Source organism: Pseudomonas sp. Irchel s3a12 (assembly GCF_900187485.1).
GTDB lineage: Bacteria > Pseudomonadota > Gammaproteobacteria > Pseudomonadales > Pseudomonadaceae > Aquipseudomonas > Aquipseudomonas neuropathica.
This window is the reverse complement of sequence record NZ_FYDN01000024.1, coordinates 14,305-25,415: the sequence shown is the minus strand read 5'-3', so window position 1 is coordinate 25,415 and position 11,111 is coordinate 14,305. Positions and strand designations below refer to the sequence as shown.

Genomic DNA, 11,111 nt, shown 5'->3' with positions numbered 1-11,111 from the left:
TTTAAAATTTGCGAATCAAGTTTGACGCATCTAATCGTCAATAATTTGGCTATATTCTTTCGCTATTAACTTTATGCCAAACTATTGACCTTCTGGGTGCCATCCTAAACAATCGCCCCACTAATGTCACATTGATATTTCCGCGGCGACCTGTCCTTTAGCGTGTGATCCAGTTCCTGTTTTGAACTTTCCGACATACGGTCAATCTGGTTGCCATCATCCGACGCAGCGCCACGTTTTGCTGTGATTCAAGACAAGAAGTTCTGGGAAATTCCTATCATGCGTTCGCCCCTGCTTTTCGCCGTACCCTTCGCTCTCGCCGCCTCTTTTGTACAAGCACAATCCTTACCAGAAGCCATGCAGCAGGCACTGGATGTCCATCCGGAAATCCAGGCAGGGGTCAACAGTCGTTTGGCGGCGGATTATCAATTAAGAGCGGCGAAAGGGGGATACCTGCCGAAGGTCGATCTGCTCGGCGGTTATGGCCGTGAAGGCACCGACAGCGTCACCACCCGCGCCAATGGCGGCGGCAACCACTGGGAAACCCTGAACCGCAGCGAGTCAAGTTTACGTCTCTCGCAAATGGTCTTCGACGGTTTTGCGACGTCCAGCGAAGTCGGGCGTCAACAAGCCACCGTTAACTCCCGTGCGTACTCGTTGCTTGGTACTTCCGAGCGCACCGCGCTGACCGTCGCCCAGGTTTATCTGGACGTGCTGACCCGTCGTGAGTTCGTGCGTCTGGCCGAAGAAAACCTCAAGAGCCACCAGCGCATCTACGATCAGATCCAGTTGCGCACCCAGCGCGGCGTCGGCAGCGGTGCCGACCTCGATCAGGCCGAAGCGCGGATGGCCCAGGCCCGCAACAACCTGATCACCGAGCAGACCAATCTGGCCGACTCGGAAACCAATTTCCTCAGCGCCGTCGGCCAGATGCCCGATCAACTCGAGCGGCCGGCGCCGTTCATGGCAATGATGCCGGCCAACCTCAACGAAGCGCGGCAGCAGATGCTGGAAAACAGCCCGATCCTGCGTTCGGCCGAATCCGACATCGCCGCCGCCGAGAAACAATACGAAACAGCCAAGTCGACCTTCTACCCACGTTTCGACGCCGAACTGGGGCGCACCGCCGACAACGACCTCGACGGCCAGAACGGTCACAACAACGAATGGCAAGCCATGCTGCGCATGCGTTTCAACCTCTATTCGGGCGGCAGCAACAAGGCCGATCTGGAATCCAAGTCGTACCTGTCGAACCAGGCGCTGGACATCCGCAACAACGCTTTGCGTCAGTTGAACGAAGAGCTGGGTCTGGCCTGGAACGCCTTGAACAACGCCAACGCGCAGGTGCCGATCGCTCAGCAATACGTCGACCACAGCACCTCGGTGCGCACCGCTTACCAGCGTCAGTTCAGCCTCGGCGAACGGACCCTGCTCGATTTGCTCGACAGCGAAAACGAGTTGTTCACCGCTTCGCGGCGTCTGGCTGAAATCAAAAACATTCAGTTATTTACTCAGTACCGAATCAAGGCGACCATGGGCGAGTTGCTCAGAAGCCAGGGAGTGGTCGCACCGTTGGCATCCGTTGTGCAAAACGACGTGAAGCCCAAGGTCCAGCTGCCTGGGATGAATTGAGTTATCCCTTTTCAACTGTCAAAGAGTGTCGAGCGTGGAATCAGAAGTCAGTCGAGTTCAACTCAGTCATGATCCACGCGCGTTGCACGACGATCCGTTACTGGACGGCCTGCTCGCCCTTTGCATGCTCCACCAGAAACCCGCCAGCGCGGCGATGCTGACCACCGGCCTGCCGCTGCCCAAACAACGCCTCAGTGTCGAGTTGCTGCCCCGCGCGGCGGCTCGCGCCGGCCTGCAAGGTCGAGTGCTGCAGCGCAAACTGGAAGAAATTCCGGCGATCGCCATGCCGGCACTGTTGCTGCTCAAGAATGGCCGCAGCGCCGTTCTGCTCGGCTGGCAGGGTGACCACGAAGCGCGGGTGTTGCTCAGCGAAACCGACGGCGGCGAGTCCATCGTCAGTCGCGAATTGCTCGCTGACGATTACACCGGCAAAGTCTTCTTCGCCCAGCCGCAACACAAATTCGACGTCAACCACGGCACGCTGATTCCACGTGCTCGCTCGTGGTTCCGCGACACCCTCAAGCGCTCGCGCTGGCTGTATGCCGATGCGATCGCCGCGAGTTTCCTGATCAACATCATCGCCATGGCCGCGCCGCTGTTCGTGATGAACGTCTACGACCGCGTGGTGCCGAACCAGGCCGAAGCGACCCTGTGGGTGCTGGCCCTCGGGATTACCGGCGCCTACCTCTTTGACCTGATCCTCAAGAGCCTGCGCAGTTTGTGCCTGGATCTGGCCGGGAAGAAAACCGACCTGATCATCTCCGCGACGCTGTTCGAACGCATCGTCGGCATGTCGATGAAATACCGCCCGGCGCGGGTCGGCAGTTTTGCGCAGAACATCCACGAGTTTCAGAGCCTGCGCGACTTCCTTGCCTCGCTGACCCTGACCAGCCTGATCGACCTGCCGTTCACCATCCTCATCTTTATCGTTATCGCCATTCTCGGCGGGCACTTGGTGTGGATTCCGGTGTTGGCTTTCCCGATTGCCTTGCTGATCGGCTACGCGTTGCAGAAACCGCTGGTGGCGACCATGGAGCGCACCATGGCCCTCGGTGCCGAGCGCCAGTCGAGCCTGATCGAAACACTCGCCGGCCTCGACGCGGTCAAGGTCAACAACGCCGAGAGCGAACGCCAGTACCAGTGGGAACAGACCATCGGCACCCTCAGCCGTCTCGAGCTGCGGGTGAAAATGCTTTCCGGCCTGGCAATGAACATCACCCTGCTGATCCAGCAACTGGCCGGGGTGATCATGATTGTCTTCGGCGTGTACCAGATCATCGCCGGCAACCTGAGCATGGGCGGTCTGATTGCCTGCTACATGCTTAGCGGTCGCGCACTGAGTCCGCTGGCGTCGCTGTCGGGTCTGCTGACCCGTTATCAGCAGGCGCGGGTAACCATGACCTCGGTCGACCAGATGATGGAGCTGCCGCAAGAGCGCAATTTCGAAGAGCGCCCGCTGAGCCGCAAGGTGCTGCAAGGCGCGATCGAGTGCCGCCAGCTCAGCTTTACCTACCCGGAACAACAGAACCCGGCGCTGAAGAACATCAACCTAGTGATCCGTCCGGGCGAGAAAATCGGCATCATCGGACGCAGCGGCTCGGGCAAAAGCTCCCTCGCCAAACTGTTGGTCGGCCTGTATCAGCCGGACGATGGCGCGTTGCTGGTCGACGGTGTGGATATCCGCCAGATCGACGTCAGCGAACTGCGCTACAACATTGGCTACGTGCCGCAAGACATCCAACTGCTGGCCGGCACCCTGCGTGACAACCTCGTCTCCGGCGCGCGTTATGTCGAAGACGAGCTGGTCCTGCAGGCGGCCGAACTGGCCGGCGTCCACGAATTCGCCCGCCTGCACCCGCAAGGCTATGAGCTGCAAGTTGGCGAGCGCGGGCAGAACCTCTCCGGCGGTCAACGGCAGAACGTTGCGCTGGCCCGGGCCTTGTTGCTCAATCCGCCGATCCTGCTGATGGATGAGCCGACCAGCGCCATGGACAACACCGGTGAAGAACGCCTCAAGCAACGCCTCGCCGCCGTGATTGAAAACAAGACTGTGGTGCTGGTGACGCACCGGGCGTCGCTGCTGTCGCTGGTCGATCGCCTGCTGGTGGTTGACCGTGGACAGATTCTCGCCGATGGCCCGAAAGCCGCCGTGATGGAAGCGTTGAAGAAGGGGCAGATCAGTGTTGCTTAAGTCGGGTTTCAAGGATTCGATCCGTCGCTACTTCAAAGGCTCGGCATCACTGCAGGGCCAGCCCCTCCCAGAGGTCAACAAAGCGCTGATCGAAGACGCCCCGCGCGTCGTGCGCCTGACCATCTGGGCGATCATCGGCTTCTTTATCTTCCTGCTGCTGTGGGCCAACTTCGCCGTGATCGACGAAGTGACCAAGGGCGACGGCAAAGCGATTCCGTCGTCGAAGATCCAGAAAATCCAGAACCTTGAGGGCGGGATCATCTCCGAACTGTTCGTCAAGGAAGGCCAGATCGTCGAGGCGGGTGCGCCGCTGATTCGTCTCGATGACACGCGATTTGCCTCCAACGTCGGCGAAACCGAAGCCGATCGCCTGTCGATGTTGCTGCGGGTCGAGCGCCTGAGCGCCGAAGTGGATGACCGTCCGCTGAATTTCCCCGAGGACGTGCTCAAGGCCGTGCCGGGCCAGGCGAAAAGTGAGGAATCGCTGTACATCAGCCGCCGTCAGCAATTGCATGACGAAATTGGTGGTTTGCAGGAGCAGTTGATTCAGCGTCAGCAAGAGCTGCGCGAATTCGCCTCCAAGCAAGCGCAGTATCGGCAGCAGCTCGGCTTGCAGCGGCAGGAAATCAATATGTCCGAGCCGCTGGTGGCGCAGGGCGCGGTGTCCCCGGTGGAGGTCTTGCGTCTGAAGCGTGCCGAGGTGGAAACCCGTGGTCAGCTGGATGCAACGACGCTGGCGATTCCGCGCGCTGAATCGGCGATCAAGGAAGTGCAGCGCAAGATCGACGAGACGCGCGGTAAATTCCGCAGCGAAGCGCTGACCCAACTCAACGAGGCGCGCACCGACCTGAACAAGGCCAGCGCTACCGGCAAGGCGCTGGAAGACCGCGTCAGCCGCACGCTGGTGACATCGCCGGTGCGCGGCATCGTCAACAAGTTGCTGGTCAACACCATCGGCGGCGTTATTCAGCCGGGCAGCGACATGGTCGAAATCGTACCGCTGGACGACACCTTGCTCGTCGAAGCGAAGATCCGTCCACAGGACATTGCCTTCCTGCACCCGGGGCAGGAAGCGATCGTCAAATTCACCGCGTACGACTACACCATTTACGGCGGGCTCAAAGCCAAGCTTGAGCAGATCGGTGCCGACACCATCACCGACGAAGACAAGAAAACCACCTACTACATCATCAAGGTGCGCACTGAGCGCAGCCACTTGGGTACGGATGAAAAACCGTTGCTGATCATCCCGGGGATGGTGGCGTCGGTGGATATCATTACCGGCAAGAAGTCGGTGTTGAGTTATCTGCTCAAGCCGATCATTCGCGCGCGGGCTGAGGCGTTGCACGAGCGTTGATTCTCTAGTGGCCTTGCCGGCCTCATCGCTGGCAAGCCAGCTCCCACAGGTTTCTGTGTCGGACACATATTGATGTTCCAGCCGAGAACCCTGTGGGAGCTGGCTTGCCAGCGATGGCGGCAGCCAAAACACCACATGCCTGTCAGTAAGTGACAAAAACCGTCACTCACCATCCAGTCCATTCCTCACCAATCGCCATATCGTTATTCATTAACGGTATTTAATCTCCACTTCTTATAGCTATAAAGTCATCCCCCTGCGTACCTGCCGACCAATCGGCGCGCCGCACGACCTGAACCAACACGCAATCCAGCGTGAGTGTCTGATCGACGAGCGCGCCCGTGAGCGCGCCGTGCGTGGGAGATGGAAAGATGTCCGCAGCTACTGCTTCCCCAAGCGCCGCGACCGCCGCGCCGCAATCCTTTGAAATCCGCCCGTTCAGCGGTGCCGTCGGCGCCGAAATCATCGGCCTTGACCTCACCCGGCCGATCAATGATCAGGACTTCGCACGCATTCATCGCGCGCACCTGGATCACCACGTCGTGGTGTTCCGCGACCAGCAAATCACCCCACAGCAACAGATCGACTTCAGCCGCCGCTTCGGCGTGTTGCAGATCCACGTGCTCAAGCAGTTCCTGCTGGCCAATCACCCGGAAATCCTCATTGTTTCCAACATCATCGAAAACGGCCAGAACATCGGCCTCGGCGATGCTGGCAAGTTCTGGCACTCCGATCTCTCCTATAAAGAGTTGCCAAGTCTCGGCTCGATGCTCCATGCACAGGAGTTGCCAGAGGAGGGCGGCGACACGCTGTTCGCCGACATGCACAAAGCCTGGGACAGCTTGCCCGAAGCGTTGCGCAAAGCGGTCGAAGGCCGCAGTGCCGCGCATTCCTACACCGCCCGCTATAGCGAAACCAAATTCGAAGGCAACTGGCGCCCGACCCTGACCCCGGAGCAACTGGCTCAAGTCGCGGAAGTGGTGCACCCGGTGGTGCGCACGCACCCGGAAAACGGCCGCAAGGCGTTGTTCGTCAGCGAAGGTTTCACCACGCGCATCGTCGGCCTGCCGGATGACGAGAGCCAGCAGTTGCTGACCGAGCTTTACGCCCACAGCGTGCTGCCGCAAAACATCTACCGCCATCAGTGGCAGCCCCACGACCTGGTGTTCTGGGACAACCGTTCGCTGATCCATCTCGCCGCCGGCTGCCCGGCGCACCTGCGCCGCAAGCTGTATCGCACGACCATTCAGGGCGATGCGCCTTTCTGATTCGCCGGAGATTGATCAAAAAATGAACGCTCCCTTGCCAGGCCACGCGGCCAGCAACCCGATCGCTCGCAGCGAAGCGCTGCTGGCGGTCGATCATGTCAGCCTCGAATACCGCACCCCGCAACGCGTGGTGCGCGCCACTCACCAGGTCAGTTTCGAAATCGATCCGGCCGATCGCTACGTGTTGCTCGGGCCGTCCGGTTGCGGCAAATCCACCTTGCTCAAAGCGGTCGCCGGGTTCATTCAACCGTGCGAAGGCGAGATCCGTCTGCAAGGTCAGCGCGTCGATGCGCCGGGTCCGGACCGGATTGTGGTGTTTCAGGAATTCGATCAGCTGCCGCCGTGGAAAACCGTAAAACAGAACGTGATGTTTCCGCTGCTTGCCTCGCGCACCCTGAAGAAAAAAGAAGCCGAAGAACGTGCGCTGCACTATCTGGAAAAGGTCGGACTGGCGGCGTTCGCCGATGCCTATCCGCACACTTTGTCTGGTGGCATGAAAGCGCGCGTAGCGATTGCCCGGGCGTTGGCGATGCAGCCGAAAATCCTGCTGATGGACGAGCCATTCGCCGCACTCGATGCGCTGACCCGGCGCAAGATGCAGGAAGAACTGCTGCTGCTCTGGGAAGAGGTGCGCTTCACTCTGCTGTTCGTCACCCACTCGATTGAAGAGGCGTTGGTGGTCGGCAATCGTATCCTGCTGCTGTCGCCGCATCCCGGCCGAGTGCGCGCCGAAGTGCACAGCCATCAATACGACTTGCACAGCTTGGGTGGCGTGGCGTTTCAGGAGTCGGCGCGGCGCATTCATCGACTGCTGTTCGACGAAGGCCAGTCGCCGGAAACCGAGCGTGATCACGACTTCAACGACATTCGCATTGCCTATTGAGCGGCCAGGAGGACTACCCGATGAGCCATTCATCATCCGTGCGTGAAGAGTTTGAAGTTGTTCTGGAGCCGCTGACTGAAGTGCCGGTCGAGCGGGAGTTGTCGCTCGGCACGCGGCTGTGGCAACAGGGCTGGTTGCGTAAAGGCCTGATCCTGATTGTGCTGGCGGTGCTTTGGGAAGTGGTCGCACGGATCCAGAACAATGACCTGATGCTGCCGAGTTTCTTGCAGACCAGCCACGCGCTGTTCGAGGGGCTGCTCAGTGGTGAGCTGCTGGCCAAGGTGTGGATATCGCTGGTGGTCCTGATCAAGGGCTACCTGATCGGCATCGTTCTGGCGTTTGCCCTGACCACGCTGGCGGTGTCGACGCAGTTGGGGCGCGATCTGCTGAGCACGATGACCTCGATGTTCAACCCGTTGCCGGCGATTGCCCTGTTGCCGCTGGCGCTGCTGTGGTTTGGCCTAGGGCAGAACAGCCTGATTTTTGTGCTGGTGCATTCGGTGTTGTGGGCTTTGGCACTGAACACTTACGCGGGGTTTCTCGGAGTTTCTGAAACGCTGCGCATGGCCGGGCGCAATTACGGTTTGAAGGGCTTGCGGCTGGTGCTGTTCATCCTGATCCCGGCGGCGCTGCCGTCGATTCTGGCCGGGCTGAAGATCGGCTGGGCGTTTGCCTGGCGCACGTTGATCGCGGCGGAACTAGTGTTTGGCGCGACCAGCGGCAAGGGTGGGCTGGGTTGGTACATCTTTCAGAATCGCAATGAGCTGTATACCGACAAGGTGTTTGCCGGGTTGGCGGTGGTGATTCTGATCGGGTTGCTGGTGGAGAATCTGGTGTTCGATACGCTGGAGCGGGTGACCGTTAAGCGGTGGGGGATGCAGCGGTAATTTCTGGCGTGACGGCTGGCCCCATCGCTGGCAAGCCAGCTCCCACAGGTTTTTTGGTGTTTTCAGATGTTGTGAACGCCTCAACCACTGTGGGAGCTGGCTTGCCAGCGATGGCGTCCTGTCCGGCGCCTCCATACCTAAAGGATGTTTGCTAGCATTGCGCGCAGATCAATCCTGATCAGCCATGAGTGCTCAGTATGCAGCTCCCGGACATGAACCTTCTGGTCGCCCTCGACGCCTTGCTCGATGAGGGCAGTGTGGTCGGCGCCGCTCGGCGGATGAATCTCAGTCCGGCAGCCATGAGTCGCACCCTGACGCGGATCCGCGAGGCCATCGGTGATCCGATTCTGGTGCGTGCCGGCCGAGGCCTGGTGCCAACCCCCAAAGCCCTGGAATTACGCGAGCAAGTTCGCGATGTGGTCGAGCAGGCCGCGCTGCTGTTCCGCTCCGCCGACTCGGTGGAACTGGGCACGCTGCGCCGGCGCTTCAGCATCCGTGCCAATGACTTCTTCATCGGTGTTTACGGCGGCAAGCTATTCGACACCCTCGATCAACTGGCGCCGCACTGCGAATTGCGTTTCGTCCCGGAAGGCGATGGCGACGATGAGGCACTGCGCGAGGGCCGCATCGATCTGAGCGTCAGCAACACCCGGCCCGTCACCCCGGAAGTCAAAGTGCAGAACCTGTTCTCGACGCACTTCGTGGGACTGGTGCGCGAAGATCATCCATTGCTCGACGGTGAAATCACCGCCGAGCGCTACGCCGGGTTTTCCCATATCAGCATGTCGCGACGCGGCATCGCGCGCGGCCCGATCGATACGGCGCTGAATGCCTTGGGGCTGGAGCGCCGTGTGGCAGTGATTGCGCCGAGTTTTCATGCGGCGATGTTTGCCTTGCCGGATTCCGACCTGATCCTGCCGGTGCCCAAAGAAGCGTTGCTCAGCGTGCGCCGGCTCGGTTTGAAACTGCGCTCGTTCGACCTGCCGATCCCATTGCCGACCTTGATGCTGACCCAAGCCTGGCACCCGCGTTTCGACAAAGATCCGGCGCACCGCTGGCTGCGCGAAACCCTCAAGGCTTGTTGTGATGAAACGTGGCTGGCTGCCCAGCCTTAATCTGCGAACCCACACAAAACCCTTGTAGGAGTGAGCCTGCTCGCGATAGCGGTGTGTCAGTCAACACATACATTGGCTGACCCAACGCTATCGCGAGCAGGCTCACTCCTACAGAGGTTAATGATTGCGTCCGGCGCACTTATAAGCTGCCAATAAGTCAATTTTCGTCATTGCTAAGCCCGACTAAGATGCTCCGGTATTTTTCCCTCCGGAGTGTGTATTCATGACATCCCTGTCGGCTGCGGTGCCCATCGCTGCGGCCAGCCCGGCGACGGCGGCCGCGCCACCGGTGTTCGGGGCGCGGATCATCATTGGCCTGGTCGGCGTGCTGCTGGCGGTGCTGGTGTCGGGCCTCAACGAGATGGTCACCAAGGTGGCCCTGGCCGACATCCGTGGCGGGTTGCACATCGGTTACGACGAAGGCACCTGGCTGGTCGCCAGCTACACCGCCACCTCGGTCGCAGCCATGGCCTTCGCGCCGTGGTGTTCGGTGACCTTCTCGTTGCGCCGCTTCACCCTCTGCACGATCAGCCTGTTCACCTTGCTTGGCGTGCTGTGCCCGTTTGCACCGAACTACGAAAGTCTGCTGCTGATGCGCACTTTGCAGGGGCTCGCCGGCGGTGCGTTACCGCCGATGCTGATGACCGTCGCCCTGCGCTTTTTGCCGGCGAACATCAAGCTTTACGGTTTGGCCGGCTACGCACTGACGGCGACATTCGGCCCGGGTCTCGGCACGCCGCTGGCCGGTTTGTGGACCGAATACGTCGGTTGGCAATGGACGTTCTGGCAGATCATCGTGCCGTGCCTGATCGCCATGGCGATGGTCGCGTGGGGTATTCCGCAGGACTCGCTGCGTTTGGAACGCCTCAAATCGTTCAACTGGAAGGGCCTGCTGCTGGGCTTTCCGGCGATCTGCATGTTGGTGATCGGTTTGTTGCAGGGCAATCGGCTGGACTGGTTCGAGTCGAGCCTGATCTGTGGATTGCTCGGCGCCGGCTCGCTGCTGCTGGTGGCGTTCCTGATCAACGAGTGGTCGCAGCCGATCCCGTTTTTCAAATTGCAGATGCTCGGTATTCGTAACCTGTCGTTCGCCTTGATGACGTTGGCCGGTGTGCTGGTCGTTCTGCAGGCGGTGGTGTTGATTCCGTCGAGTTATCTGGCACAGGTGCAGGGTTATCGCCCGGCGCAGACCGCACCGATCATGCTGATCGCCGCGTTGCCGCAACTGATTGCGCTGCCGTTGGTGGCAGCGTTGTGCAACCTGCGCTGGGTCGATTGCCGCTGGGTGCTCGGGATCGGTTTGAGCATGCTGGTGCTGTCCTGCCTCGGTGGCTCGCTGCTGACCGCGGAATGGATTCGCGACAATTTCTACGTCCTGCAATGGCTGCAGATCTTTGGTCAACCGATGTCAGTGTTGCCGCTGTTGATGCTCTCGACCGGCAGCATCCAGCCAACGGACGGTCCGTTTGCCTCGGCGTGGTTCAACACCGTGAAAGGTCTGGCAGCGGTGGTCGCCACCGGGGCGCTTGAGGCGCTGACCACGGCGCGCCTGCATTTTCACTCGACCATGTTGGTCGACAGCCTCGGCAATTCGCCGCTGGCCGACCGCAGCGATCCGGGCCTCGCCCATCGCCTGCACGAGCAGGCCGTGGTGCTGACCTCTTCCGATCTCTACGTGTGCATGGCCGGCGTCGCGGTGGCGTTGATCCTGCTGATTTTCTGGCTGCCGACGCGGATCTTTCCGCCCCGCGCACCGACCTGATTGCTGCACTGAACAA

8 protein-coding genes are annotated in these 11,111 nt (G+C 60.3%); all 8 read left to right on the top strand.

Annotated elements, in window-relative coordinates; genetic code table 11:
- Positions 1-279: 279 nt before the first annotated feature.
- The 8 genes from CKW14_RS28555 to CKW14_RS28520 all read left to right on the top strand — a co-directional run bounded on the left by CKW14_RS28555 (position 280) and on the right by CKW14_RS28520 (position 11,095).
- Positions 280-1,632: a TolC family outer membrane protein gene (locus CKW14_RS28555; protein ID WP_095047026.1), complete on the top strand. Its 1,353-nt coding sequence runs from the start codon at positions 280-282 to the stop codon at positions 1,630-1,632.
- Positions 1,633-1,666: 34 nt separating this feature from the next.
- On the top strand, positions 1,667-3,823 hold the full coding sequence (locus CKW14_RS28550; protein WP_095126614.1) for a type I secretion system permease/ATPase: 2,157 nt from the start codon (positions 1,667-1,669) through the stop codon (positions 3,821-3,823).
- Complete coding sequence (locus CKW14_RS28545; RefSeq protein WP_007918311.1) at positions 3,813-5,180, top strand: HlyD family type I secretion periplasmic adaptor subunit; 1,368 nt, start codon at positions 3,813-3,815, stop codon at positions 5,178-5,180. Before CKW14_RS28550 ends, CKW14_RS28545 begins: the two co-directional genes overlap by 11 nt.
- 371 nt (positions 5,181-5,551) lie before the next feature.
- Entirely contained in the window at positions 5,552-6,448 is an 897-nt protein-coding gene (locus tag CKW14_RS28540) for a TauD/TfdA family dioxygenase (RefSeq protein ID WP_095047028.1), read from the top strand.
- A gap of 22 nt (positions 6,449-6,470) precedes the next feature.
- Positions 6,471-7,331, top strand: coding sequence for an ABC transporter ATP-binding protein (locus tag CKW14_RS28535; protein WP_016985557.1), 861 nt, complete (start codon positions 6,471-6,473; stop codon positions 7,329-7,331).
- 20 nt (positions 7,332-7,351) lie between these two features.
- Positions 7,352-8,218: an ABC transporter permease gene (locus tag CKW14_RS28530; protein WP_016985558.1), complete on the top strand. Its 867-nt coding sequence runs from the start codon at positions 7,352-7,354 to the stop codon at positions 8,216-8,218.
- A 197-nt stretch (positions 8,219-8,415) separates the two neighbouring features.
- Positions 8,416-9,333, top strand: a complete 918-nt coding sequence (locus CKW14_RS28525) for a LysR family transcriptional regulator (protein WP_016985559.1) — start codon at positions 8,416-8,418, stop codon at positions 9,331-9,333.
- 223 nt (positions 9,334-9,556) lie between these two features.
- Entirely contained in the window at positions 9,557-11,095 is a 1,539-nt protein-coding gene (locus CKW14_RS28520; protein ID WP_095126613.1) for an MFS transporter, read from the top strand.
- Positions 11,096-11,111 lie beyond the last annotated feature (16 nt).

Bases quoted from the DNA above. Each gene is read 5' to 3' on its own strand.
- CKW14_RS28555 (WP_095047026.1), top strand. From the start codon at position 280: ATGCGTTCGCCCCTGCTTTTCGCCGTACCCTTCGCTCTCGCCGCCTCT.
- CKW14_RS28540 (WP_095047028.1), top strand. From the start codon at position 5,552: ATGTCCGCAGCTACTGCTTCCCCAAGCGCCGCGACCGCCGCGCCGCAA.
- CKW14_RS28535 (WP_016985557.1), top strand. From the start codon at position 6,471: ATGAACGCTCCCTTGCCAGGCCACGCGGCCAGCAACCCGATCGCTCGC.
- CKW14_RS28530 (WP_016985558.1), top strand. From the start codon at position 7,352: ATGAGCCATTCATCATCCGTGCGTGAAGAGTTTGAAGTTGTTCTGGAG.
- CKW14_RS28525 (WP_016985559.1), top strand. From the start codon at position 8,416: ATGCAGCTCCCGGACATGAACCTTCTGGTCGCCCTCGACGCCTTGCTC.
- CKW14_RS28520 (WP_095126613.1), top strand. From the start codon at position 9,557: ATGACATCCCTGTCGGCTGCGGTGCCCATCGCTGCGGCCAGCCCGGCG.